The 24,285-nt window shown below is 74.1% G+C and carries 25 protein-coding genes; 15 read left to right on the top strand and 10 right to left on the bottom strand.

Going from position 1 to position 24,285, the window contains the following annotated elements; translation table 11 throughout:
• Nucleotides 1-39: 39 nt before the first annotated feature.
• From ACFYML_RS12925 to ACFYML_RS12905, 5 genes are all read left to right on the top strand, one after another.
• Nucleotides 40-1,497, top strand: a complete 1,458-nt coding sequence (locus ACFYML_RS12925; protein ID WP_387420734.1) for an alpha/beta fold hydrolase — start codon at nt 40-42, stop codon at nt 1,495-1,497.
• Nucleotides 1,498-1,508: 11 nt separating this feature from the next.
• Nucleotides 1,509-2,198: a class I SAM-dependent DNA methyltransferase gene (locus tag ACFYML_RS12920; protein WP_387420733.1), complete on the top strand. Its 690-nt coding sequence runs from the start codon at nt 1,509-1,511 to the stop codon at nt 2,196-2,198.
• Nucleotides 2,195-3,172, top strand: a complete 978-nt coding sequence (locus ACFYML_RS12915) for an asparaginase (RefSeq protein ID WP_387420732.1) — start codon at nt 2,195-2,197, stop codon at nt 3,170-3,172. Before ACFYML_RS12920 ends, ACFYML_RS12915 begins: the two co-directional genes overlap by 4 nt.
• Before the next feature lie 55 nt (nt 3,173-3,227).
• On the top strand, nt 3,228-3,470 hold the full coding sequence (locus ACFYML_RS12910) for a DUF5522 domain-containing protein (protein WP_073835349.1): 243 nt from the start codon (nt 3,228-3,230) through the stop codon (nt 3,468-3,470).
• An 82-nt stretch (nt 3,471-3,552) separates the two neighbouring features.
• Nucleotides 3,553-4,101 carry a hypothetical protein gene (locus ACFYML_RS12905; protein WP_387420731.1) on the top strand — a complete coding sequence of 183 codons (549 nt, stop codon included), beginning with the start codon at nt 3,553-3,555 and terminating at the stop codon, nt 4,099-4,101.
• Between the two features lie 33 nt (nt 4,102-4,134).
• On the opposite strand, the gene ACFYML_RS12900 is transcribed toward ACFYML_RS12905, so the two are convergent.
• Nucleotides 4,135-4,821 (bottom strand): metal-dependent transcriptional regulator, encoded by a 687-nt coding sequence (locus ACFYML_RS12900; protein WP_387420730.1) that lies wholly within the window; start codon nt 4,819-4,821, stop codon nt 4,135-4,137.
• Between the two features lie 98 nt (nt 4,822-4,919).
• Between ACFYML_RS12900 and ACFYML_RS12895 the strand changes: the two genes are divergently transcribed.
• The 3 genes from ACFYML_RS12895 to ACFYML_RS12885 are packed head-to-tail and all read left to right on the top strand — an operon-like array spanning nt 4,920 to nt 9,586.
• Entirely contained in the window at nt 4,920-5,777 is an 858-nt protein-coding gene (locus tag ACFYML_RS12895; protein WP_387420729.1) for a sulfurtransferase, read from the top strand.
• Nucleotides 5,778-5,824: 47 nt separating this feature from the next.
• Nucleotides 5,825-7,006: an acetoin utilization protein AcuC gene (locus ACFYML_RS12890; protein WP_387420728.1), complete on the top strand. Its 1,182-nt coding sequence runs from the start codon at nt 5,825-5,827 to the stop codon at nt 7,004-7,006.
• Between the two features lie 24 nt (nt 7,007-7,030).
• Nucleotides 7,031-9,586, top strand: coding sequence for a GNAT family N-acetyltransferase (locus ACFYML_RS12885; RefSeq protein WP_387420727.1), 2,556 nt, complete (start codon nt 7,031-7,033; stop codon nt 9,584-9,586).
• A 91-nt stretch (nt 9,587-9,677) separates the two neighbouring features.
• Here ACFYML_RS12885 and sigB read toward each other — a convergent pair whose 3' ends face one another.
• Nucleotides 9,678-10,694 carry an RNA polymerase sigma factor SigB gene (gene sigB, locus ACFYML_RS12880; protein WP_387420726.1) on the bottom strand — a complete coding sequence of 339 codons (1,017 nt, stop codon included), beginning with the start codon at nt 10,692-10,694 and terminating at the stop codon, nt 9,678-9,680.
• A gap of 221 nt (nt 10,695-10,915) precedes the next feature.
• On the opposite strand from sigB, the gene ACFYML_RS12875 reads away from it, so the two are divergent.
• A complete protein-coding gene (locus ACFYML_RS12875; RefSeq protein WP_387420725.1) occupies nt 10,916-11,704 on the top strand; it encodes a sporulation protein in 789 nt (262 codons plus the stop codon).
• Nucleotides 11,705-11,793: 89 nt separating this feature from the next.
• On the opposite strand, the gene dtd is transcribed toward ACFYML_RS12875, so the two are convergent.
• Nucleotides 11,794-12,216: a D-aminoacyl-tRNA deacylase gene (gene dtd, locus ACFYML_RS12870; RefSeq protein ID WP_357433378.1), complete on the bottom strand. Its 423-nt coding sequence runs from the start codon at nt 12,214-12,216 to the stop codon at nt 11,794-11,796.
• Complete coding sequence (locus ACFYML_RS12865) at nt 12,216-13,700, bottom strand: methyltransferase (RefSeq protein ID WP_387420724.1); 1,485 nt, start codon at nt 13,698-13,700, stop codon at nt 12,216-12,218. The genes dtd and ACFYML_RS12865 overlap by 1 nt, the downstream gene beginning before the upstream one ends.
• Nucleotides 13,701-13,878: 178 nt before the next feature.
• Here ACFYML_RS12865 and ACFYML_RS12860 point away from each other — a divergent pair, with 178 nt between their 5' ends.
• Both ACFYML_RS12860 and ACFYML_RS12855 read left to right on the top strand, forming a co-directional pair.
• Nucleotides 13,879-15,099 carry a S8 family peptidase gene (locus tag ACFYML_RS12860; protein ID WP_387420723.1) on the top strand — a complete coding sequence of 407 codons (1,221 nt, stop codon included), beginning with the start codon at nt 13,879-13,881 and terminating at the stop codon, nt 15,097-15,099.
• Between the two features lie 110 nt (nt 15,100-15,209).
• On the top strand, nt 15,210-15,785 hold the full coding sequence (locus ACFYML_RS12855; protein WP_357433372.1) for an HhH-GPD-type base excision DNA repair protein: 576 nt from the start codon (nt 15,210-15,212) through the stop codon (nt 15,783-15,785).
• A gap of 91 nt (nt 15,786-15,876) precedes the next feature.
• Here the strand turns inward: ACFYML_RS12855 and ACFYML_RS12850 are convergent, their stop codons facing one another.
• Together ACFYML_RS12850 and ACFYML_RS12845 are read right to left on the bottom strand one after the other, a co-directional pair.
• Complete coding sequence (locus tag ACFYML_RS12850) at nt 15,877-16,188, bottom strand: hypothetical protein (RefSeq protein WP_387420722.1); 312 nt, start codon at nt 16,186-16,188, stop codon at nt 15,877-15,879.
• Nucleotides 16,178-16,489 (bottom strand): hypothetical protein, encoded by a 312-nt coding sequence (locus ACFYML_RS12845; RefSeq protein ID WP_357433368.1) that lies wholly within the window; start codon nt 16,487-16,489, stop codon nt 16,178-16,180. The genes ACFYML_RS12850 and ACFYML_RS12845 overlap by 11 nt, the downstream gene beginning before the upstream one ends.
• Nucleotides 16,490-16,594: 105 nt before the next feature.
• Between ACFYML_RS12845 and ACFYML_RS12840 the strand changes: the two genes are divergently transcribed.
• Entirely contained in the window at nt 16,595-16,945 is a 351-nt protein-coding gene (locus tag ACFYML_RS12840) for a DUF3099 domain-containing protein (RefSeq protein ID WP_357433366.1), read from the top strand.
• Between the two features lie 34 nt (nt 16,946-16,979).
• On the opposite strand, the gene ACFYML_RS12835 is transcribed toward ACFYML_RS12840, so the two are convergent.
• A complete protein-coding gene (locus ACFYML_RS12835; RefSeq protein WP_387420721.1) occupies nt 16,980-17,879 on the bottom strand; it encodes a carbohydrate kinase family protein in 900 nt (299 codons plus the stop codon).
• A 13-nt stretch (nt 17,880-17,892) separates the two neighbouring features.
• On the bottom strand, nt 17,893-18,831 hold the full coding sequence (locus ACFYML_RS12830) for a pseudouridine-5'-phosphate glycosidase (protein ID WP_387420720.1): 939 nt from the start codon (nt 18,829-18,831) through the stop codon (nt 17,893-17,895).
• A gap of 87 nt (nt 18,832-18,918) precedes the next feature.
• Between ACFYML_RS12830 and ACFYML_RS12825 the strand changes: the two genes are divergently transcribed.
• From ACFYML_RS12825 to ACFYML_RS12815, 3 genes are all read left to right on the top strand, one after another.
• Entirely contained in the window at nt 18,919-19,137 is a 219-nt protein-coding gene (locus ACFYML_RS12825) for a DUF3039 domain-containing protein (protein ID WP_357433360.1), read from the top strand.
• A gap of 40 nt (nt 19,138-19,177) precedes the next feature.
• Nucleotides 19,178-19,828 (top strand): trimeric intracellular cation channel family protein, encoded by a 651-nt coding sequence (locus tag ACFYML_RS12820; RefSeq protein ID WP_387420719.1) that lies wholly within the window; start codon nt 19,178-19,180, stop codon nt 19,826-19,828.
• Between the two features lie 180 nt (nt 19,829-20,008).
• Nucleotides 20,009-21,733, top strand: coding sequence for a DEAD/DEAH box helicase (locus ACFYML_RS12815; RefSeq protein WP_387420718.1), 1,725 nt, complete (start codon nt 20,009-20,011; stop codon nt 21,731-21,733).
• Nucleotides 21,734-22,030: 297 nt separating this feature from the next.
• Here ACFYML_RS12815 and ACFYML_RS12810 read toward each other — a convergent pair whose 3' ends face one another.
• Nucleotides 22,031-22,264, bottom strand: coding sequence for a hypothetical protein (locus ACFYML_RS12810; RefSeq protein ID WP_073835435.1), 234 nt, complete (start codon nt 22,262-22,264; stop codon nt 22,031-22,033).
• A 247-nt stretch (nt 22,265-22,511) separates the two neighbouring features.
• On the bottom strand, nt 22,512-24,119 hold the full coding sequence (locus tag ACFYML_RS12805) for an RNA polymerase sigma factor (protein WP_387420717.1): 1,608 nt from the start codon (nt 24,117-24,119) through the stop codon (nt 22,512-22,514).
• Nucleotides 24,120-24,285: the final 166 nt, after the last annotated feature.

The raw sequence follows: 24,285 nt of genomic DNA, 5'->3' as shown, positions 1-24,285 counted from the left end.
GACTAGTGTGGACAGCCGGGCGACGACGGGAGGTCCGGTATGCCGCTCCGCCGCCAGACGGTCCGCGCGGTGCTCGCGCTCCTGCCGCCGGCGGCGTGGGGACTGTTCGCCGGGTGGTGGACCCCGCGCGGCCCCGGCACCGTCGGCACCGCACTGGTCTCGATCGGCGTCAGCCTCGCCGTCGGGCTGCTGGCCGGCTGGCTGAGCCGCTCCCGCTGGGCGATGCTCGCCGCTCCCGTGCTCTTCGCGGTCGGCGTCGAGCTGGTCCGGATCGGCCTGCGCGGGCCGACCGTCGACCGGCCGCACCTGAGCGGCTTCGGTGTGGTGGCCCTGCTGACCGGGCGTGGGGTGCACGGACTGCTCACCCTGCTGCCGCTGCTGGTGGGCGCGGCGTACGGGGCCGGGATCGCCCGCCGGGTCGCCGGTGTCGCGCCGCGCGGGCCGGTCGTGCGGTGGCTCGGCCGGGGCGCCGTCGGCCTGCTCGCCGCCGTCCTCGCCCTGGTCACCGTCGGTGCGGCGGTGCCGGCGCGGACCGCACCGATCCCGGGCGGGATCGCCCGGTTCGACTCGGTCACCTCCGCCGGCCGCCACCTTGGCCTGCTGATCCGCGGTACGGACCCGGCCGCGCCGGTGCTGCTCGTGGTGCCCGGACCGCCCGGCGGCTCGGAGATCGCCTCGGTACGCCGGCACCTGGCCGCCCTGGAGCAGCGCTTCGTGGTCGTCACCTGGGACCGGGCCGCCGGCCCCCGGTCCTGGTCCGCGTTCCGGTCCCCGGCCGCGTGGACCCTGGAGGACGAGGTGACCGACCTGCTGGCGGTGACCCGGCACCTGCGCGAGCGGTTCGGCCGGGACCGGATCCACCTGCTCGCGCACTCGGGCGGCACCATCCCCGGCCTGCTCGCCGCGCAGCGCCACCCCGAGCTGTTCGCCGCGTACGTGGGGGTCGGGCAGGTGGTGTGCCTGCGCGAGGCCGACCGCAGCCAGTACGCCGACACCCTGGCCTGGGCCCGCCGTACCGGCCGGACCGGGCTGGCCGACCGGATGGCCGCCCAGGGCCCACCGCCGTACCCGGACATCTGGGCCTACGAGCCGTTGCTGACCAACGAGGCCGGCGCCTTCGCGTTCGACCGCACCGGTGCCGGCGAGGACGAGACCGGCATGGTGGGCAACGTCGGGGTGCCGGAGCAGAGCCCGCTGGAGACCGCCCACGTCTTCGGTTTCCTCGACGGCTGGGACGTGCTCTATCCCCGGTTGCAGGAGCTGGACTTCCGCCGCGACGTGCGGCAGCTCCAGGTGCCGGCGTACTTCGTGGACGGTGCGCACGAGGTGCCGGGCCGGCTGCGCCTGTTCGACGAGTGGTACGCGCAGTTGCAGGCCCCTCGCAAGGATCACCTGGTCATCCCGGGCGCCGGGCACCGGTCGCTGTTCGAGCGGCCGGAGCCGTTCGTCGCGTACCTGACCCGGTTCGGGGCCGGGACGGATCCGGCCGGCGACTAGGGTTTCCGGTCGTGACCGAACCGACCTGGCTGACCGAGACCCGCGCCGCGTACGACACGGTCGCGGTGGACTACGCCCGGCTGCTCCCCGAGGTGGTGGAGGGCCCGCTCGACCGGGGCATGCTGACCGCGTTCGCCGAGCAGGTCGGGCCCGGCCGACCGGTGCTGGAGGTGGGCTGCGGGACCGGCCGGGTCACCGCCCACCTGCGCGACCTCGGGCTGGACGTGGCCGGCGTCGACCTCTCGCCCGGCATGGTCGAGGTGGCCCGCCGGACGTACCCGCAGCTGCGCTTCGACATCGGCTCGATGACCGACCTGGCGCTGCCAAACGCCGGGCTGGCCGGGCTCGTCGCCTGGTACTCGATCATCCACCTGCCGCCCGAACTGCTGCCCGTCGTGTTCGCCGAGTTCCACCGGGTGCTCGCGCCGGGCGGGCACCTGCTGCTCGCGGTCAAGGCTGGCGACCAGCGGATCCGCCTCGAGCAGGCGTACGGCCACCACGTCTCGTACGACGTGCACTGGCTGCCGCCGGACCGGCTCGCCGACCAGCTGGCCGAGGCCGGGCTGACCGTGCGGGCCACGCTGGTCCGGGCGGCGGAGGGGCACCTCCGCGAGCGGGGGCCACAGGCGTTCCTCCTGGCCACCCGGCCGGCGCCGCTCGTCGGACCCGACCCGGTCGATGACGGCAGGGCGGACCGATGACCGTCGCGCTGTTCACCCTCGGCGGCACGATCGCCATGGCCGGGACCAGCGGCCAGGGAGTGGTCAACCGGCTCACCGGGGCCGAACTCACCGCCGCCGTGCCGGGGCTCGCCGACGTCCCGCTCGACATCCACGACGTGCAGGCGGTGCCGAGTGCCGCGCTGACGTACCGGCAGGTCCTGGACCTGGTGGACGCGGCCGGCGCGGCGGTGGCGGCCGGGGCGACCGGCGCGGTGGTCACCCAGGGCACCGACAGCCTGGAGGAGACCGCCTTCCTGGCCGACCTGGTCTGGCCGCACCCGGCGCCGCTGGTGCTCACCGGCGCGATGCGCAACCCCACCCTGGCCGGCCCGGACGGCCCGGCGAACCTGCTCGCCGCCGCCCGGGTCGCTGCCGCGCCGGCCGCGCGCGACCTCGGCGTGCTGGTCGCGTTCAACGACGAGATCCACGCCGCGCGGCACGTCCGCAAGACCCACAGCACCAGTACGGCCACCTTCGCTTCGCCCAACGCCGGCCCACTCGGCCACGTCATCGAGGGAGAGGTACGGCTGCTCACCCGGGCGCCCCGGCGCGCCCCGCTGCCGCCGGCGGACGTCGACCGGCTCGCCGCCACCCGGGTGGCGCTGCACACCGTCACCCTCGACGACGACGTGGCGCTGCTCGAGGCGGTGGCCCGTAATCTCGACGGGCTGGTGGTCGCCGGCTTCGGGGTGGGGCACGTGCCGCCGGACTTCGCCCCGGCGCTCGGCGCGCTGGCGGAACGGATGCCGGTGGTGCTCACCTCGCGGACCGGGGCCGGTTCGGTGCTGCGGCACACGTACGGGGCGGTCGGCTCGGAGACCGACCTGCTCCGGCGGGGGCTGATCTGCGGCGGGCTGCTCGACCCGTACAAGGCAAAGGTGCTGCTCCGGCTCCTGCTGGCCGGCGGCGCCGACCGCGCCGAGGTCCGCGCCGCGTTCCACCGGTACGGGTGATCCCGCGCCGAACCGCCTGGGACGCGCGCAGAGCGGCTCTCCGTAGACTCGCCCGGTGAGCGGAGAGCGACGACCCTTGGCGGCGCGGCCGTTGACCGAGCCGCACCCGTCCCGGCTGTCGCCCGAGCACCCGCACCGGGAACGGATCCTGGCCGCCCACGCGGCGGCGCTGGCCGCCGGGGAGGCCGGCTACCTCGATCCGGAGAGCGGGCTCTTCGTGCTCAGCGCCGGGTTCCTCGCCCGGCGGGGCACCTGCTGTGGCCGTGGCTGCCGGCACTGTCCGTACGTGGACGATTGAGGACTTCCCTCCCAGGCGGGCACGCCGTACGGTGTCCGACGGACATCCGGCGGCATCCCGCCGGCGAGGGTGGGGGGATGACGTGGGTGCCCGGACCTGGCTGGCCGCTTCGGCCGTACTGCTGACCGCCGGCTGTGCCGCGGAGGCCACCCCGGTGGCGCTGCCGCCCGCGGCACCGGCGCCGGTGGAGGTGGCGGCGGCGTCCTCGGGCGGCGCGTGCCGGCTGCTCGACTTCGGGGTGATCGCCAAGCACACGGGGGTGCGGTTCGACGTGGCCGCCGCCGTGGAGCGGGGGGACACGCACGTCTGCGTGGTACGCGCCGAGCGGAAACTCCTGCCGGAGTTGACCCTCACGGTCACCGACACGTCGATCGACACGTCGGGGTTCACCCAGGACGTGCTGCCCCGGGGTGCTACGAAGGTCAGCAAGCTGGGGAAGATCGCCTACCGGCAGAAGCTGCCGAAGAGCGGCAAGACCGGCCCCGGGGCGGAGGTGGGCTGGCTCGCCATCGAGGGGCGGCTGGCCACCCTGCGTTGGACCTGCCCGGCGGGGACGGACCCGGCGGAGGCCGAGCAGTTGACCGGCAAGCTGGTCAACCTGGCCAGGGCGGTGGACACCCGCCGGCTCTGACCGGCGGGGTCGGTGAAGATCCTGATCGGCGGGTCAGCGGGCCGCGACGAACACCCGGGAGGCCACCTCGCGGGGGAGCCGGACCCGGTCACCGGAGCGGTCGATCGAGACGCCGTCGCGCTCCTGGGCCACGGTCACCGTGGCGCCCGGGTCGACGCCGGCCGCGTGCAGCTGCCGGAGCACGTCCGCGTCGGTCTGCACGCTCTCGCAGATCCGCCGCACCACCACCGGGCCGGCGAGGCCGGGGAAGGCGAGGTTGCGCTCGGTCTCGGTGGGCTCGGCCTCCGGCTCGCCCGGCTCGCCCAGCTCCGCCAGCCCTGGGATCGGGTTTCCGTACGGCGAACGGGTGGGGCGGTTGAGCAGGTCGTAGACCCGCTTCTCCACCGCGTCGCTCATCACGTGCTCCCATCGGCAGGCCTCGTCGTGGGCCTCCTCGTAGGGCATCCCGATCACGTTCACCAGCAGCAGTTCGGCCAGCCGGTGCTTGCGCATGACCGACACCGCGGTGCCGCGGCCCAGCGGGGTGAGCGCCAGGTGCCGGTCGCCCTCGACGGTGAGCAGGCCGTCGCGCTCCATCCGGGCGACGGTCTGGCTGACGGTGGGGCCGCTCTGCTTCAGCCGCTCCGCGATCCGGGCGCGCAGCGGCGGCACCCCCTCCTCTTCCAGCTCGAGGATGGTGCGCAGGTACATCTCGGTCGTGTCGACCAGGTCATGCTTCACGTCAGCGGCCTCCCGGTGATCGATGTTACCCCGGAGCTGCGACGATCGGCCGACGCCGAACCGTGGGGTCGATGCCCGGATGGTGTTGACTGGACCGCATGTCCGGAACCGATGACCTGCTGATCGAGCCCGACCGGCTCGCCGCCGAGCTCGACCGCGCCGACCCGCCCACCCTGCTCGACGTCCGGTGGCGGCTCGTCGGGCCGCCCGGCCGGGACGACTACGCCGCCGGCCACCTGCCGGGCGGCGTCTTCATCGACCTGGACACCGAGCTGTGCGGCCGACCGGGTGCCGCCGGCCGGCACCCGCTGCCCGACCCCGCCGCGCTCCAGGCTGCGCTGCGGGCCGCCGGGGTCCGCGCCGGTCACCCCGTCGTGGTGTACGACGGCGGCGACGGCATGTCCGCCGCCCGGGCCTGGTGGACGCTGCGTTGGGCCGGCCACCGGGCGGTGCGGGTGCTGCACGGCGGCTTCCCCGCCTGGGTCGCCGCCGGGCTGCCCGTCTCCACCGAGGCGCCCGCGCCGGCTCCGGGCGACGTCACCGTCGCGCCGGGCGCGCTGCCCGTGCTCGACGCTGGGGAGGCGGCCCGGCTGGCCGCCGCGGACGCCGGGGTGCTGCTGGACGTGCGGGCCGCCCCGCGCTACCGGGGCGAGACCGAGCCGATCGACCCGGTCGCCGGGCACGTGCCGGGCGCGGTGAACCTGCCCGCCCCGGAGTACGTCACCGACGGCCGGTTCCCCGCCGCCGAGGCGCTGCGCGAGCGGTTCGCCGCCGCCGGGGTTGCCGGGGGTGCACCGGTCGGGGCGTACTGCGGCTCCGGGGTGACCGCCGCGCAGGCGGTGCTGGCGCTGCACCTCGCCGGTCGGCCGGACGCCGCCCTGTACGTCGGCTCGTGGAGCAACTGGGTGGCCGACCCGGACCGTCCGGTGGCCACCGGTGGGCCGTCCGGCCGCTAGCGGTCCGTGCGGTGGGCGGGGTCGGGCGCCCGTGCGACGATGAGCCCATGGCCGACGACACGGTGGTGGTGTGGGACGAGGCCCTGCTCGCCTACGACATGGGTGACCATCCGCTCGACCCGGTCCGGGTGGAGTTGACCATCGCGCTGGCCCGCGAACTCGGCGTGCTGGACCGGCCCGGGGTGCGGCTGGTCAAGCCGGAACCGGCCGACGACGAGCTGCTGAGCCGGGTGCACGACCCCCGTTACCTGGACGCGGTGCGGGCCGCCCCGCACGATCCGCTCTTCGCCGGTTTCGGGCTGGGCACCTCGGACAATCCCGTCTTCGACGGCATGCACGAGTCGAGCGCGCTGGTCGCCGGGGCGAGCGTGGCCGCCGCCGAGGCGGTCTGGCGCGGGGAGGCCCGCCGGGCGGTCAACGTGGCCGGCGGGCTGCACCACGCCATGCCGGACCGGGCCGCCGGGTTCTGCGTCTACAACGACCCCGCCGTGGCCATCGCCCGCCTGCTCGACCTGGGCGCGGAGCGGATCGCGTACGTGGACGTCGACGTGCACCACGGCGACGGCGTGCAGGAGATCTTCTACCAAGACCCGCGGGTGCTCACGGTCAGCCTGCACGAGACCCCGCTGGCGCTCTTCCCGGGCACCGGGTTCCCCGACGAGACCGGCGGGCCGGGCGCGGAGGGGACCGCGGTCAACGTGCCGCTGCCGCCGGGCGTCAGCGACGCCGGCTGGCAGCGCGCCTTCCACGCCATCGTGCCCTCGGTGCTGCGGGCGTTCCGGCCCCAGCTCCTGGTCACCCAGTGCGGGGCCGACGGCCACCGGCTCGATCCGCTGGCCGACCTGCGCCTGTCCGTGGACGGGCAGCGGGCCACCTACCTGGCGCTGCGGGCGCTCGCCGACGAGCTGTGCGACGGCCGCTGGGTGGCCACCGGCGGCGGCGGGTACGCGCTGGTCGAGGTGGTGCCCCGGGCGTGGACGCACCTGCTGGCCGTGGCCACCGGGGAGCCCCTCGACCCGGCCAGGCTCACCCCGCCCGCCTGGCGGGAGTTGGCGGCGAAGCGGCGGCCCGGGCGCGAGGTGCCGCTGCGGATGACCGACGACGTCGACCCGGCGTATCAGCCGTGGCAGCCGAACGGCGAGCCGAACGCGGTGGACCGGGCCATCGCGGCCAGTCGCCGGTCGGTCTTCCCGCTGTTCGGGCTCGATCCGCACGATCCGCGCGACTGACCGGCGGTAGGGGAGGACCGACCGGTGACCACAGTCGAGCAACCGGTGGACGTGCTGCTCAGCGACGGCGCGACCGTCCAGCTGCGACAGATTCGGCCCGACGACGGGCTGGGGATCGTGGCGATGCACGGCCGCTTCTCCGAGCGCACCCGCTACCTGCGCTACTTCTCGCCGTACCCGCGCATCCCGGAGCGGGACCTGCAACGCTTCGTCAACGTCGACCACCGCGACCGGGAGGCGTTCGTGGTGCTGGCCGGCGACCGGATCGTCGCGGTCGGCCGGTACGAGCGGCTCGGCCCCGGGTCGCCGGAGGCCGAGGTGGCCTTCGTGGTGGAGGACGAGTACCAGGGCCGGGGGATCGGGTCGGTGCTGCTGGAGCACCTGGCCGATACGGCCCGCCGGTTCGGCATCGTGCACTTCGTCGCCGAGGTGCTCCCGGCCAACGGGGCGATGCTGCGGGTCTTCTCCGACTTCGGCTACCAGGTCCAGCGCCAGTACGCCGACGGCGTGGTGCATCTGAGCTTCCCGATCGCCCCCACCGAGGCGACCCTGGAGGTGCAGCGCGGCCGGGAGCACCGGACCGAGGCCCGCTCGATCGCCCGGCTGCTCGCCCCGCGCGGCATCGCCGTCTACGGCGCGAGCACCACCGGGCAGGGCGTCGGCGCGGCCTTGCTCGGGCACCTGCGCGACGGCGGGTTCACCGGCGCGGTCGTCCCGGTGCACCCGACGGCGGCGACCGTGGCCGGGCTGCCCGCGTACCCGTCGGCGGCCGACGCCGGGCTCGACGTCGACCTCGCGGTGGTGGCGGTGGCCCCGGAGGCGGTGACCGAGGTGGTCGCCGACGCCGCGCGGGCCGGCGCGCACGGCCTCGTGGTGATCTCGGCCGGCTTCGCCGAGGCCGGGCCGGCGGGGGCGGCCGCCCAGCGCGCACTGGTCCGCGCCGCGCACCTGGCCGGCATGCGGGTGATCGGCCCGAACTGCCTCGGCGTCGCCAACACCGACCCGGCGGTACGGCTCAACGCCACGCTCGCCCCGGTGCTGCCGGCCCCTGGCCGGGTCGGCGTCTTCAGCCAGTCCGGCGCGTTCGGGGTGGCCCTGCTCGCCGAGGCGTCCCGGCGCGGGCTCGGCCTGTCCAGCTTCGTCTCCGCCGGCAACCGCGCCGACGTCTCCGGCAACGACCTGCTCCAGTACTGGCAGGACGACCCCGACACCGACGTCATCACGCTCTACCTGGAGACCTTCGGCAACCCGCGCAAGTTCGCCCGGCTGGCCAGGCGGATCGGCCGGAGCAAGCCGATCGTGGCGCTCGCCTCGCTGGCCCGCCCGCCGGGCCTCGGTGACGGGCCGGCGTTGGACGCCGCGGCGGTCAGCGCGCTCTTCGCCCAGTCCGGGGTGATCCGGGTGGACACCGTCGCCGAGCTGCTCGACGTCGGCGTGCTCCTGGCCCACCAGCCGTTGCCGGCCGGCCGCCGGGTCGCCGTGGTGGGCAACTCGTCGGCGCTGACCGGGTTGGCCGCCACCGCGTGCGCCGCCCAGGGCCTCGCCGTGGCCGACGGCTACCCGCACGACGTCGGCCCCCGGGCCGGTGCCGCCGAGTACGCCGCCGCGCTCGCCGCCTCCGCCGCCGACGAGCGGGTGGACGCCGTGGTGGCCGTCTTCGCGCCGCCGCTGCCCGGCCAGCTCACCGACCCGGAGGCCGACTTCACCGCCGCCCTGCCCGATGCGGCGACCGTCGGCAAGCCGGTGGTGGCGACCTTCCTCGCCGGCCGGGTGCCCGCCGGGGTGCCGGCCTACCCGAGCGTGGAGGAGGCGGTCCGGGCCCTCGCCCGGGTCACCACGTACGCCGACTGGCTGCGCCGCCCGCCCGGGGTGCTGCCCGAGCTGAGCCGGGTGGACCGGGCGGCCGGGCAGGCCGCGCTGCGGGTCGACGGCGCGGATCCGGCGGCGCTGCTCGGGGCGTACGGGATCGACCTGGTGGAGTCGGTGCCGGCGCGCTCGGCCGAAGAGGCGTTGGCCGCCGCCGAGCGTCTCGGCTACCCGGTCGCCCTCAAGGCCGCCGCCCCCGGGCTGCGGCACCGCCTGGACCTCGGCGCGGTCCGTCTCGACCTGGCCGAGCCGGCCGCGTTGCGCCGCGCGTACGCCGAGCTGGCCCCCGCCTTCGGCCTGGACGTCCTGGTGCAGCCGATGGTTCCGCCCGGCGTGGCCTGTGTGGTGGAGCTGGTGGAGGACCCGGCGTTCGGCCCGGTGGTCGGCTTCGGGCTGGGCGGCGTGGCGACCGAGCTGCTCGGCGACCGGGCCTGGCGCGCGGTGCCGCTGACCGACCGGGACGCCGCCGAGCTGGTCGACGAGCCCCGGGCGGCGCCGCTGCTGCGCGGGCACCGGGGTGGCGTGCCGGTGGATCGGGCGGCCCTGGTCGACCTGCTGGTGCGGGTCGGGCGGCTCGCCGACGAGCAGCCCCGGGTGCGCTCGCTGACCCTCAACCCGGTGCTGGCCCGCCCGGACGGCATCTCTGTGCTGCACGCCACCGTCCGCACCGGTCTCGAGGCGCCCCGTCCGGACACCGGCCCGCGCCGCTTGTAGGGAAGGGCCGGGGCAAGCACCCCGGCGAACGACCGGGACAGGCAGCGGAGGCCCCGGCGAACCGCCGGGGCCTCCGCTGGGGCGGGCCTGCTCAGCAGGCGTACGCCTCCAGGCGGTTGGCCCGCTCCGGCGCGCGCAGCTTCAGCAGGGTGACCTTCTCGATCTGCCGGATCCGCTCCCGGGACAGGCCGAACTCGCGGCCCACCTCGTCGAGGGTGCGCTGCCGGCCGTCGTCCAGGCCGAACCGGAGCCGGATCACCGCCTGCTCCCGCTGCGAGAGGGTGGCCAGCACGATCCGTACCTCGTTGCGCAGCTCGCCGTTGGCGGCGGCGTCGCCCGGCTCCTCGCGCGGGTCCACCGCGGCGACGAAGTCACCGAGCGCGCTCTCGCCGTCGTCGCCGACCGCCTGGTCCAGGCTCACCGGCTCCCGGTCGTACGAGATCAGCTCGATCACCTGGTACTCGGGGATCTCCAGCGCCTGCGCCACCTCTGCGACGGTGGGCTCCCGGCCCAGCGTGACCGACAGCTCGCGGCGCACCCGGACCATCCGGTTGACCTGCTCGACCATGTGCACCGGGATGCGGATGGTGCGGGCCTGGTCGGCCATGGCGCGGGTGATGGCCTGGCGGATCCACCAGGTGGCGTAGGTGGAGAACTTGTAGCCCTTGGTGTAGTCGAACTTCTCGACCGCGCGGATCAGGCCGAGGTTGCCTTCCTGGATCAGGTCGAGGAAGGCCATGCCGCGACCGGTGTAGCGCTTGGCGATGCTCACCACCAGCCGCAGGTTCGCCTCCAGGAGGTGGTCCTTGGCGGCCCGGCCCTCGGCCACGATCAGCGCCAGGTCGGCGCGCAGCTCGGCGGAGACCGGGGTGCAGGTGGCCAGCTTCTCCTCGGCGAACAGGCCGGCCTCGATGCGCTTGCTGAGCTCGACCTCCTGCGCGGCGGTGAGCAGCTTGGTGCGGCCGATGCCGTTCAGGTACGCCCGGACCAGGTCCGTGGAGACGCCGCGCTCGTCGGTGGCGTCCAGGTCGGTCAGCGTGTCGGTGCCGTGCTCGGCGTCGATGGTGGCAGCCGGGCGGGTCTGGTGCTCGATCATCTGCTGGGCCATCTCTGTCTCTCCCCGTGTCCTTCGTGCCGTACCGGTTCCGTGCCGCGGGCCGCGGCGGTGCCGGTACGAAACAGCTTGGCGGTCGGGGCGTGAAACGGGAGTGAGGCGATCGGGGAACCGACAGCAATCCGTGCGGAACGTCCGGTGTCGGTTGTCCGACCCGGTTACCGTGCCAGCGGCCGGCCACCGAGGCCCGGCAGCGCAGGCGATCGGAGGACACGGTGGTCTTCAAGCGGCTCATGCAGGCGATGGGCGTGGGCGGTCCGTCGGTGGAGACGGTGCTGGCCAACCCGAACTGCCGCCCCGGCGGGCAGCTGGAGGGCCGGATCCAGGTGGTCGGCGGGGACCACCCGGTGGACGTCACCTACGTGGCGCTCGGCCTGGTCACCCGGGTCGAGGTGGAGAGCGGCGACAACGAGTACGACACCACCCAGGAGTTCGGCCGCCGGCAGGTGACCGGCGCGTTCCGCCTGGACCCGGGGCAGCGGTACGAGGTGCCGTTCCGCTTCGAGGTGCCCTGGGAGACCCCGCTGACCGACCTGTACGGCCAGCACCTGCACGGCATGACGATGGGGCTGCGTACCGAGCTGGAGGTGGCCCGGGCGGTGGACAAGGGTGACCTGGACCCGGTGGCGGTGCACCCGCTACCGGCCCAGGAGCGGTTGTTGGAGGCGCTGCTGCGGCTGGGCTTCCGGTTCGCCCGGGCGGACGTCGAGCGCGGGCACCTCTACGGCGTGCACCAGCGCCTGCCGTTCTATCAGGAGATCGAGTTTCACCCGGCGCCGCAGTACGCGCACGCGATCAACCAGTTGGAGGTCACCTTCGTGACGGATCCGCACCAGGTGCAGGTGGTGCTGGAGCTCGACAAGCGGGGCGGCCTGTTCACCGAGGGCCGGGACGCCTTCGGCCGCTTCACCGTCGAGCACGCCACGGTCGACCGCACCGACTGGACCGCCCAGCTCGACACCTGGCTCCGCCAGTCCCTCCGCCGCCGCGGCCTCTTCTCCTGACCACTTCTTTCGTGTCGATCATGAGGTTAGCCGCCGGTTTGATCTCCGTGGGTGCCGCTAACCTCATGATCAACTGGGCGAGGGCGGGGCTAGAGGTCCAGGAGGATGGTGCGGGGGCCTACGTTGACGCTCTCGACCAGCATGTGGGCGCGGAAGCGGCCGGTCTCGACCTTGGCGCCCCGGGCGCGCAACTCCTCCACGACCGCGGTCACCAGGGGTTCGGCCTGCTCGGCGGGGGCGGCCGCCGTCCAGGTCGGCCGGCGGCCCTTGCGGGCGTCCCCGTAGAGGGTGAACTGGCTGACCACGAGGATGGGTGCACCGGTGTCCGCGGCGCTGCGCTCGTCGTCCAGAATGCGCAGCTCGTGGATTTTGCGGGCCATGGTGGCCGCCACCTGTCGGGTGTCGGTGTGGGTGACCCCGAGCAGCACCAGCAGACCGTCGGCGATCTCGCCGACCACCTCGCCGTCGACGGTCACGCCGGCCCGGCTGACCGTCTGCACCACCGCCCGCATCAGGCCATCACCGGCTCGATGATGCCGCGTTCGACCAGGTGCGCCACGATCGGGCCGGCCGCCTCGGCCAGCTCGTCCGGGGTGACGTCGTGCGCGGCGGCGAGCAGGGCGAGCTGGTCCCGCAGCGGCAGCTTGCCGTCCGCGCCGCCGACCAGGGCGAGCACCAGCGGATCGATCTCCTCGGACCACCGCAGCCCGTGCGGCATGGCGAGGACCTGCCGGTCCACCGCCCAGCCCTCGTCGCCCATGGTCGCCTCCTGCCGCAGCTGGAGCCCCTCGGCGGCCCGGTAGCGGGCGGCCAGCAGCCCGTCGGTGTCGCGGGTCCGCAGCCAGTCCTGGCGGTCGAACCACTCGGCGATCCGGTCGCCCATCGGCGGCTCCACCCGCTGGCGCAGGTCCTCCACCCGGACGATCGGCTGGTCGTGGCCCGCCCGGCGCAGCGAGACGATGCCGAAGCCGATCGCCTCCACCTTGTGCGCGTCGAACCAGTCCAGCCAGGCCGCCATCCGGTGCGGGTCGGCGGCCTCCCCGACGTCGGTGAGCCACAGGTTGACGTACGCCATCGGGTCGGCCACCTCCCGCTGGATCACCCAGGCGTCCAGCCCGGTGCCGGCGAACCAGCCGGCCACCCGCTCGTCCCACTCCTCGCCGGTGACGTGCACCCAGTTGGCCAGGTACTGCATCGTTCCGCCCTCGGTGAGCAGGTGCGGGGCGGCGGCGGCCAGCTCGGCGCCGATCGCGTCGCCGACCCGCCCGGAGTCCCGGTAGACGTGGGTGGTGGTGCCGGGCCCGACCACGAACGGCGGGTTGCTGACCACCAGGTCGAACCGGCGCCCGGCCACCGGGGCCACCAGGTCGCCCTGGAGCAGCTCCCAGTCCTGCCCGTTGAGGGCGGCAGTGGTGGCGGCGAAGCGCAGCGCCCGCGGCGCGACGTCGGTGGCGGTGACCTGTCGGGCGTGGGTGGACAGGTGCAGGGCCTGGACGCCGGAGCCGGTGCCCAGGTCCAGCGCGGTCTCCACCGGGCGGCGGACGGTCGCGCCGATCAGCGTCTGGGTGGCCCCGCCGATGCCGAGCACGTGCTCGGCGTGCAGCGGCTTGCCGGGCCGGGCGCTGGCCGGCACGTCGGCGAGCACCCACCACTCGTCCCCGTACGGCTCCAGGTCGACGCCGGCGCGCAGGCCGTCGCCGTGCCGCTCGACGATCCCGCCGGCGACGGCCTCCTCGACGGCCAGCGGGGCGAGCGCGGCGGCCACCGCCGGCTCCGGCTCGGTCTGGTCGCAGATGAAGACCCGGATCAGGGTGGCGAGCGGGTCCTGGTCCTCGGTGGCGCGCAGCGCCGCCCGGAAGTCGTTGCGGGCCACCCCGCCGGTGGCCTGCGGGCCGAGCCGGTCGGCGATGCCGTTGGCGGTGAAACGCGCCCGGGTCAGCGCGGTGCGCAGCGCGTCGACGCCCGCGGGGGAGAGCAGCATGTCATGACGGTCCACGTCGCCATCCTGCCTCCCCGGCGGTGCCGATCGCCCGGCACCCACGAGATCCATACCGCGCGACGAATTGATTGGAGGTTATCTCTTTCATGGTTGTCGATGCCTGGCTACGATCTCCCCCAACATCTTCGATGGGTGCCCGGGTCACGAGCGCGGGCGCCCGGTAGGGAGCCAGACGATGTCCGACGTGTCCGTTCCTCGGCGCCGCGCGCTGCGCGCGCTCGCCGTCACGGCCGCCGCCGCGGCCCTCGCCGCCGCCGCCTCCACCCCCGCCCTCGCCGCGCCGACCGGCGACGTTCGCTATGCCGGCGCCCCGGACGCCATCAGCGGCAGCTACCTGGTGGTGCTCAAGGGCGACGCGGTCGGCGCCGCCAACAGCGTCGCCGCCCGCTCCGCGGTCCCGGACCGCGCCGCCGCCCTGGCGAAGCGCTACGGGGGCAACGTCGGCACGGTCTGGAGCGCCGCGCTGACCGGCTACAGCGCGACGATGAGCGCCGCGCAGGCCCGCCGGCTCGCCGCCGACCCGGCCGTGGCGTACGTCGAGCAGGACCGGGTGGTGACCACCCAGGGCACCCAGACCGGCGCGACGTGGGGGCTGGACCGGATCGACCAGCGCAACCTGCCGCTGAACGGCACCTACACCTACCCGAACACGGCCACCAACGTGCGGGCATACATCATCGACACCGGCATCCGGATCACGCACAGCGACTTCGGCGGCCGGGCGAGCTGGGGCACCAACACGGTGGACACCAACAACACCGACTGCAACGGCCACGGCACGCACGTCGCCGGCACGGTCGGCGGCAACACGTACGGCGTCGCCAAGGGCGTCCGCCTGGTCGCGGTGAAGGTGCTCAACTGCGCCGGCAGCGGCACCACCACCGGCGTGGTGAGCGGCGTCAACTGGGTGACCGCGAACGCGGTCAAGCCGGCCGTGGCCAACATGAGCCTCGGCGGCGGCGCCAGCACCAGCCTCGACAACGCGGTGGCCAACTCGATCGCCTCCGGCGTCACGTACGCCATCGCGGCCGGCAACTCCAGCGCCAACGCCTGCAGCTACTCGCCCGCCCGGGTCGCCTCGGCGATCACCGTCGGCGCCACCACCAGCACCGACGCCCGCGCCTCGTACTCCAACTACGGCTCCTGCCTGGACATCTTCGCGCCCGGCTCGTCGATCACCTCGGACTGGAGCACCAGCGACACGGCCACCAACACGATCAGCGGCACCTCGATGGCCACGCCGCACGTGGCCGGCGCGGCGGCGCTCGTGCTCAGCGCCAACCCGTCGTACACCCCGGCGCAGGTGACCAGCTACCTGACCACCAACTCCACCGCCAGCAAGGTGACCAACCCCGGCACCGGCTCGCCGAACCGGCTGCTCTTCGTCGTCAACTGACGACCCGCCCCACGCGCGGCCCGGTGGACCTCACCCCTGTCCACCGGGCCGCGTCGCGTGGCGCGGGGAGTCGGCTCGGCGAGCGGCGACCCGACCGGCAGGATGGAGGCATGACGCTCTCCCTGCCCATCGACCCGCAGGCCAACGAACTGCTGGCCCGCAGCCCGCTCGCGCTGCTCCTCGGCATGGTGCTCGACCAGCAGGTGCCGATGGAGAAGGCGTTCTCCTCCCCGTACGTCCTCGCGCAGCGGCTGGGCCACGAGCCGGACGCCCGGGAGCTGGCCGGGTACGCCCCGGAGGCCCTGGTCGCCCTCTTCGCCCAGCCGCCGGCCCTGCACCGGTTCCCCAAGGCCATGGCGGCCCGGGTCCAGGAGGTGTGCCAGGTTCTGGTCGACCGGTACGACGGCGACCCGGCCCGGCTCTGGTCCGACGTGACCGACGGCCGGGAGTTGCTGCGCCGGGTCGGCGAGCTGCCCGGCTTCGGCAAGCAGAAGGCGCAGATCTTCGTGGCCCTGCTCGGTAAGCGGTTCGGCATCACCCCGGACGGCTGGCGGGAGGCCGCCGGCGGCTACGGCGACGCGGAGGCGTACCGGTCGGTGGCCGACGTGACCGATCCCGAGTCGCTGCGCCGGGTCCGGGAGTACAAGCAGCGGATGAAGGCCGAGGCGAAGGCGGCGAAGAGCTGACGCGGGGCCGGCCGCCGGAGCCCGCGCCGCCGATCTGACGGCCGGCCGCACCGGCCGCGTCGGGGCCGTGGTCAGCCGGGTCGGACGGCGGTCAGGCGGCGGTCGGGCGGGAGAGCGCGGCGAGCGCCCGCCGGACGTCGGCCAGGGAGACCGTCGCCGACTCGTCCAGGTCGGCCAGGCCGGCCTCGATCCACTGCCGCATCAGCGTGGTCACGCCGATGCCGCGCGCCTCGGCGGCCGTGCGGACCCGTTCGTACGTCTCCAGCGGAAGGCGTACCGAGCGGCTGACCATCGGCACGTCGGTGTCGGGGGTGGGCAGCTCCGCCGGCTGTGTCTCGTCGATCAGGTCGGCGAGGGCGTCGCCGCCGTCGTGGAACCGCTTGGTCGCCTCGTTACGGTGCATCGTGACCGCCTCCTCGTCGGCGTGATCTCCGTACCGCCTCGTCGTAGCGCTTGGCCTCGACGTCGCTCAGTTCGCGGGCGGAGAGGATGTCCCAGTCGTTGTCGGTGCCGTCCGCCTCGGCCAGCAGCACGGCGAGGCGTCGCCCCCGGTGGTCGGTCGCGTAGACCACCATCACGTCGTCCCCGAGGTGCCGGATGACCCGCCGCGTGCTGTGCAAGGCCTCCCAGACTTCCCCGGGCGTGACGTCGTAGACCCGCAGGTTGGCCAGCGCCTCGTCGGTGAAGCTGAACCGGTTGGCCATGGCCCGAGCGTACCACGCACGTAACACGCGCCCGGCTCCAGGCGATTTTCGCCGATCATCCGCCCCGAGTGACAGGATGAGGGGTAACCCCTTGAGGAGGTCGTCGTGAAGCGTCAGGCGTACGAGCCGATCCTGATCACCGACGCCGCGCGCAGCCAGGACGACCAGCTCAACAGCCGGCAGAAGCGCTACGTGCTGATGATGGGCATCCGGGTCGCGTGCCTGGTGGCCGGTGCGATCCTGGTCGGCGCGAAGGCACCCCTGCTCTGGCTCTGGCTGCCGCTGTGCGGCCTCGGGATGGTGCTCATTCCGTGGCTGGCGGTGCTGCTCGCCAACGACCGCCCGCCGAAGGAGCAGCACCGGCTCGCCAACAAGCTGCACGCCCGGCACGAGACACCGCCGATGGCGCTCCCGGCCGAGGAACGTCCGCACAAGGTCATCGACGCCGAGCCCTGACCGGTCCGGGCGCCCACACCCGGACCGCCCGCCGTCAGGGGGTGGGGCGGGCGCCGACCGAGGAGACGGCGAGCGCGCCGAGGTCGCCGGCCCGGGACAGGGCCGCCCGCGGGTCCGCACCGCCCAGCCAGGCGAGGAGCAGCCCGGAGGCGAACGCGTCCCCGGCCCCGGTGACGTCCACCACGGGCACGCCGCGCGCGGGCGCCGTCTCGACCCGCCCGGTCCGGTCCACCCAGACCGCCCCGGCCGCGCCCCGCTTGACCACCACCCGGTGGGCCACCGCGGTCAGCGCCCGCCCCTGCGCCGCCGGGTCCAGCCCGCCGGCCAGCACGGTCGCCTCGTCCCTGTTGACCAGCAGCAGGTCGACGTCGCGTACCCAGGCCAGGAAGGCCGCCGCACCGACGCGCCGCAGCGGCGCCGCGGAGGCCGCGTCGACGCTGGTGGTCATCCCGCGCTCGCGGGCGACGGCCAGTGCCCGCAGTCCCGCGCCGCGCGACCCGGCGTCGAGCAGGGTGTACGCGGACAGGTGCAGGTGCCCGGCGTCGGGCGCCGCCGCCAGGGCCCGGTCGACGTGCCCGGCGGTCAGCCGCAGGTTCGCCCCGCGCTGGCTGACCATGGTGCGGTCCCCGTCGTGGGCGAGCACGATCACGGTGCCGGTCGGGTAACCCTCGTGGCGCTCGACCGCGCAGGTCACCCCGACCCGCGCCAACTCGGCGACCCGGTCGCGGCCCGCCTCGTCGTCGCCGGTCGCGGCCACCAGCATGACGTCGGCACCCTGACCGGCCAGCCAGGCGGCGGTGTTGGCCGCCTGCCCGCCGCCGCTGAACCGGATCGCGGCCGCGGTGTCCGAGCCGGTCGCCAGGGGTCCGGAGAGCACCGCGACCACGTCGGTGATCACGTCGCCGACGACGACGATGCCGGGTGCCCGGCTCATGCCGCCACCTCGCTCATGCCGGGGATTCGGTACGCCGGGCCGCCGCGGCGACCGCGATCCGTGCCGCCAGGTCGGCGTTGCGCAGGATGATCCGCACGTTCACCGCCAGGCTGGCGCCCTCGGTGGCCGAGTGGAAATGGGCGAGCAGGAACGGCGTCACGGCCTTGCCGGTCACCCCCTCGCGGGCGGCTAGCATGGCCAGCCCCTCGGCGAGGGTACGGTCGTGCAGCGCCGGGTCGAGCTGCTGGTCGACCGGGAGCGGGTTCGCCACGATCAGCCCGCCCTGGTGCACGCCCTGCCGTTCCCGGGCGACGAGCACGTCGGCCACCTGCTCCGGCGACTCCACCGACCAGTCCAGGTCGAAGCCGGCGTCGGTGAGGTAGAAGCCGGGGAAGCGGCGGGTCCGGTAGCCGACCACGCTCACGCCCAGGGTCTCCAGCCGCTCCAGCGTGGCGCCCACGTCGAGGATCGACTTCACGCCGGCGCAGACCACCGCGATCGGCGTCCGGGCCAGGGTGACCAGGTCGGCGGACTCGTCGAAGGTCTGGGCCGCCTCCCGGTGCACCCCGCCGAGGCCACCGGTGGCGAACACCCCGATCCCGGCCGCTGCGGCCACCGCGCTGGTGGCGGCCACCGTGGTGGCGCCGTCCGCGCCGGTCGCGGCGGCCACCGCGAGATCGCGTACGGACAGTTTGCTCACCCCGTCGACCGTGGCGAGCCGGGTCAGCTGCGCGTCATCCAGGCCGACGATCAGCTCGCCGGCGACCATGCCGATGGTGGCCGGGATGGCGCCCGCGTCCCGGACGGCCTGCTCGATCTGCCGCGCCACCAGCAGGTTGCCCGGCCGGGGCAGGCCGTGCGAGACGATGGTGCTCTCCAGGGCGACGATCGGGCGTCCGGCGCGCAGGGCGTCGGCCACCTCGGTCCCGAAATGGATGTGAAAGTTGGTCACTTCCGTTACGGTACGGGCCGCTCTTCGGTGACCTGCGGTGGACCGGCCCCGGAGAAGCTGCCAAACTGGAAATTTGGAGGTGTAGCAGTGAGCACACAGGTTCTCGAGCGTCCCGAGGTGAAGGACGCCGACACCGGCCCGGAGATGTTCCACTACGTCCGCAAGGACAAGATCGCCGAGAGCGCGGTCATGGGCACGTTCGTCATCGCGCTGTGCGGGGAGACCTTCCCGGTCACCAAGGCGGCCAAGCCGGGTTCGCCGGTCTGCCCGAAGTGCAAGGAGATCTACGACTCCTGGGGCGAGTGACCGCGGGCGGCTCCGCCGCCCGCCCACGTAACCTTCGCCGGTGACCACCTCCACCGCCCTGCTCGTCGCCGACCTCACCGGGGTTGCGGTCTTCGCCGCCTCCGGGGCCTCGGCGGCCGTGGCCAAACGACTCGATCTCTTCGGGGTGGCCTTCGTCGGCGTCGTCGCCGCCCTCGGCGGCGGGATCTTCCGGGACCTGGTCATCAACGAGGTCCCGCCCCTGGCCTTCGCCGACTGGCGGTACGCGGTCACCGCGACGGCCACCGCCGCCGCCGTCTTCTGGCTGCACCCGCAGCTCGCCCGGCTGCGCACCACCGTGCTGGTGCTCGACGCGGCCGGTCTCGGGCTGTTCACCGTCACCGGCACGCTCAAGGCCCTCGACGTGCACGTCCCGGCGGTCGGCGCCTGCATGATCGGCATGCTCACCGCGATCGGCGGCGGTCTGGGGCGCGACCTGCTCACCGGCGAGATCCCGGTGGTGCTGCGCCGGGAGATCTACGCCCTCGCCGCGCTGGCCGGGTCGATCGTGGTGGCGTTGCTGTCGGCGTACGGACAGGCGCACACGGCCGGGCTGATCGTCGCGGCCGCCTTCGTCTTCGTGCTGCGGCTGGTCTCGCTGCGGCGGCGCTGGTCCGCCCCGGTCGCCGCGCTGCGCCCGCCCCGCACCGGCACCCGCGGCCCGCAAGGCTGAGCCGCCGCCGCGCGGGGCGGGCGGATGTGACCAGCGTGGCGTCGAGTGGGGAGAAAGGGCCCCGCTGGTTATGCTGAGTCGGCCTTCGCGGCACGTTCTGCGCGGAGGCGTTTTCATGGGCGGCGGAACCCGTGGCCCTCGGCCGGGGCCCGCCGTCGTGCGGTCGGAGAGGAGCTACGCGTGGCACCGCGGTTGCCGGCGCTCGAGACGTTCCCACCCCTGCGTGCCTGGCAACGCAAGGCGATGGTGGAGTACCTGCGTCGACGCACCGAGGACTTCACCACCGTCGCCACGCCCGGCGCCGGCAAGACCACCTTCGCCCTGCGGATCGCCGCCGAGCTGCTGAACGACGGCACCGTCGAGGCCGTCACCGTGGTCGCCCCGACCGAGCACCTGAAGACCCAGTGGGCGCAGTCCGCCGCCCGGGTCGGCATCCAGCTCGACGCCGCCTTCCGCAACGCCGACCTGCACTCCGCCGCCGACTTCCACGGCGCCGTCGTCACCTACGCCCAGGTCGGCATGGCACCGCAGGTGCACCGGCGGCGCACCATGACCCGGCGCACGCTGATCATCCTGGACGAGATCCACCACGCCGGCGACTCGCGGACCTGGGGCGACGGCGTCAAGGCGGCCTTCGAGCCCGCAGTACGCCGGCTGATGCTCACCGGCACGCCGTTCCGCTCCGACGACAACCCGATCCCGTTCGTCGCCTACGAGCGGGGCGGGGACGGCCTGCTCCGGTCCCGCGCCGACTCCGTCTACGGCTACTCCGACGCGCTGCGCGACGGCGTGGTCCGGCCGGTGCTGTTCCTGGCCTACTCCGGGGAGACCCGGTGGCGCACCAACGCCGGGGAGGAGTTGGCCGCCCGGCTGGGCGAGCCGATGACCCAGGACCTCGTCGCGCAGGCCTGGCGTACCGCGCTGGACCCGGCCGGCGACTGGATGCCGCAGGTGCTGCGGGCCGCCGATGCCCGGCTGACGGTGCTGCGCAACGCCGGCATGCCCGACGCGGGCGGGCTGGTGATCGCCAGCGACCAGCAGACCGCCCGCTCGTACGCGAAGCTGATCGAGCAGCTGACCGGCGAGAAGGCCGCCGTGGTGCTCTCCGACGACCAGGGCGCCTCCGCGCGGATCGCGACGTTCGCGGCGTCCGAGCAGCGCTGGCTGGTCGCGGTCCGGATGGTCTCCGAGGGGGTCGACATCCCCCGGCTGGCCGTGGGCGTGTACGCGACCAGCGCCAGCACCCCGCTCTACTTCGCGCAGGCCATCGGCCGGTTCGTCCGGGCCCGGCGGCCCGGCGAGACCGCCTCGGTCTTCCTGCCCAGCGTGCCGCACCTGCTGGGGCTGGCCAGCGAGATGGAGGCCGAGCGGGACCACGTGCTCGGCAAGGCGAAGGACCCCGACGGCTTCGACGACGACCTGCTGGAGCGCGCCCAGCGGGACGACCAGGCCAGCGGCGAGCTGGAGAAGCGGTTCGCGGCGCTCTCCGCGACCGCCGAGCTGGACCAGGTGATCTTCGACGGCGCGTCGTTCGGCACCGCCGCCCAGGCCGGCACCCCGGAGGAGGAGGAATATCTCGGCCTCCCCGGGCTGCTCACCGCGGACCAGGTCGCGATGCTGCTGAGCAAGCGACAGGCCGAGCAGTTGGCCGCGCAGCGGCGCAGGGCCGCCGAGCGGACCACTGAGCCGGCCGCCGAGGCGCCCGCGCCGCCGATGAGCGCCGCCCAGCGCCGGGTCGCGCTGCGGCGGCAGTTGAACGCGCTGGTGGCCGCCCAGCACCACCGCACCGGGCAGCCGCACGGCAAGATCCACGCCGAGTTGCGCCGGATCTGCGGCGGCCCGCCGAGCGCCCAGGCCACCATCGAGCAGCTCGAAGAGCGCATCGCCACCGTCCAAACCCTCTAACCCCACGGAGGCGACACGTTCGGGGAAAGTGGCCCCTCAGAGCGCCGCGAGGGCCCACTTTCGGCGAAAGCGCGCCCTGAGCACACCCCCGGCGGACCGAAGACAGGCCAGCCAAGGTCAGCCAAGCAGGGCGAGGGCCTCCAGCCCGTACCCGAGGTCAGGCAGCCCGTCTCGCCGTGTGGGTAGCGCGACAGCCGGGACATCGGGTCCATGGGCGGACATCGGGCCGAAAAAGCCGGCCGGAGGCACCTCTCGGTGCCTCCGGCCGGCTTATGTCGGGTTGCGGATTCCTCGGACTCAGTTCGCCATCAGATCGGCGCCACGCCAGCTGAATTCCGGGTCCGTCGCGTACCGCACGGTGATCTTCACGAGATCCTCCGCGTACTTGTTCGCGTGGTGCCCACAGAACACCAGCTCGCTCCCACCCGCCAGAGTGATCCGGAGCTTGCCGGCAGCATTGCAGCGGTCGCACCGTTCATCGGCGGCCGGGGGGCTCACCGTCTCGGGCGGCGGCGTGAGGGTCGGGGTCATCGCCTTCCTCCTCTGGTCGTCACCGATGAACACTCTCTTCGGTCCTTGCTCACCTATCGTGCAACACCTAGCTCGGGCCCTGCCTTCCCTGTGTGCCCGCGGGGGACCGAGGTCACACCTGGCGCGGAAGACAGTGTGCCGTGCTTCAAGGGTGCCACGTCAACGATCACAAACAGGCAACCGACCGATCACCAATGAGTGTTCTACGGCTGGTGATCAAACCGACACGACTGGTTGACGCGCACGGTCAGTCCAGGTAGTCGCGGAGCACCTGGGAACGCGAGGGATGCCGCAACTTGGACATGGTCTTGGATTCGATCTGCCGGATCCGCTCCCGGGTCACGCCGTACACCTGGCCGATCTCGTCCAGGGTGCGCGGCTGGCCGTCGGTGAGGCCGAAACGGAGGCGTACCACGCCGGCCTCACGCTCGGACAGCGTCTGCAGGACCTGCTGGAGCTGGTCCTGCAGCAGCGAGAACGAGACCGCGTCGACCGCGACCACGGCCTCCGAGTCCTCGATGAAGTCACCGAGCTGGCTGTCACCCTCGTCGCCGATGGTCTGGTCCAGCGAGATGGGCTCCCGGGCGTACTGCTGGATCTCCAGCACCTTCTCCGGTGTGATGTCCATCTCCTTGGCCAGCTCCTCCGGGGTGGGCTCGCGGCCCAGGTCCTGGAGCAGCTCGCGCTGGATCCGGCCGAGCTTGTTGATCACCTCGACCATGTGCACCGGGATGCGGATGGTGCGGGCCTGGTCGGCCATGGCGCGGGTGATGGCCTGGCGGATCCACCAGGTGGCGTAGGTGGAGAACTTGTAGCCCTTGGTGTAGTCGAACTTCTCGACCGCGCGGATCAGGCCGAGGTTGCCCTCCTGGATCAGGTCGAGGAAGGCCATCCCGCGACCCGTGTAGCGCTTGGCCAGCGACACGACCAGTCGGAGGTTCGCCTCCAGCAGGTGGTTCTTGGCTCGCTCGCCGTCCCGGGAGATCCAGAGCAGGTCGCGCTGCATGTCCCGGGTGAGCTTCTCCTCGCCCTCCTCGGCGGCGCGCAGCCGCTCGGCGGCGTAGAGGCCGGCCTCGATCCGCTTGGCGAGCTCGACCTCCTGCTCCGCGTTGAGCAGTGGCACCTTGCCGATCTGCTTCAGGTAGGCCCGCACGGAGTCGGCGGAGGCGGTCAGCTCGGCGTCGCGACGCGCCTGCTTGAGCGCCTCGGACTCCTCGTCGTCCCACTCGAAGTCGTTGTCGTTGGCGGAGTTGGCCGCGTCGGCCTCGGCGGCCTGGGTCAGCTCGGCCGGCTCGTCGACCACCACGTCCTCGATCTCGGCGGCCAACTCCTCCGGGTCGATGTCGCCCTCGGGGCCCTCGCCCTTCGCCCCGGCCTTCGCCGGCTTCGCGGCGGCGGTCTTCGCCGCCACGGTCGCCTTGGTGGCCCGGGTCGCCTTGGTGGCCTTCGCCGGGGCGGCGTTGGCGGCCACCTCCGCGGTGGTGCCGGTGGCCTTGCGCGCGGTCGCCTTCCGCGGGGCGGGGGTCGGGACCTCGTCGGCGGCCGGTGCCTGCTTCGGGGCGGGCGCGGCGGCCTTCTTGGTGGTCTTGGCGGTGGTGGCCCGGGAAGCCGGCGTGGCGGACCGGGCGGCGGCCACCCGGCGGCGGGTGCTGGCAGAGCCGTCCACGACCACCGTCACTCCCGCCTCGGAGAGCGCACGCAGGATCTTCTTGGCCTGGGCCGGGGTCACCTCAGCGGACTCGACGGTGCGCGCGAGCTGGGCCGACGTGAGCTGGCCGCCGGCGCTCTGCGCGTGGGCGATCAGGGTGTCGGTGAGCGAGCGAACGTCGGCGCCGGTCTGGCGGGGTTCTGTCACGAATGACCTTCCGGAGGCGAAGAGCGAGCACGGCCGGGTCGTCCGGCGCAGCACGGAACGCCGTGCCGGGCGAGTCGTTGAGGGACCCCCGTGTCCCGGGCCGGCCGGTCGCTGGCGGTCCGTGGCGCGTGGGCAGGGTGAATTGTAACGCCGTCTGCGGCGATCA

The sequence above is a fragment of the Micromonospora sp. NPDC007230 genome (genome assembly GCF_042869115.1).
Taxonomy (GTDB): Bacteria; Actinomycetota; Actinomycetes; order Mycobacteriales; family Micromonosporaceae; genus Micromonospora.
This window is presented reverse-complemented; position numbering and strand designations above follow the sequence as displayed.